This window comes from Deltaproteobacteria bacterium (assembly GCA_011773515.1).
Classification (GTDB): domain Bacteria; phylum Desulfobacterota; class Deferrimicrobia; order J040; family J040; genus WVXK01.
Window position 1 is genome coordinate 2,708 of record WVXK01000107.1, and the last position, 367, is coordinate 3,074.

The 367-nt window shown below is 51.5% G+C and carries 1 protein-coding gene; it reads left to right on the top strand.

Annotation, left to right across the window (positions count from 1 at the left end):
• A partial coding sequence (locus GTN70_11370; GenBank protein ID NIO17560.1) for a hypothetical protein occupies window positions 1–367 on the top strand: 367 nt, incomplete at both ends.

The following is a 367-nucleotide window of genomic DNA, read 5'->3' on the forward strand; positions in this document are numbered from 1 at the left end:
CTTTATCGGCAAAAATGGATAACGAAGCTTGGATCTAACCTTGCGAAGGCACAGAAGTTTGGACACATCGAGATGAAGTCTTCCATCGATGCTCTTTCAAGATGTGCCGGGGCAATGAGACGGAATAAGGTGGACCGTTATTTTGCAGCTGCCACCCAGGGATTCAGAGAAGCTAGAAACGCCCTCGAATTCATAGAAGAGGTCAGGAGGCGAACGGGAATCAAATTGACCGTCATAGACGCCGGGACAGAAGCCCGCCTCACCTGCGAAGGAATTAGGGACGCACTGGGTGATACGGTAGCAAAAAACAGCGTCATGGTGGATATCGGAGGAGGAAGTACCGAGATCATGAGGAGCGGGAGCCGGA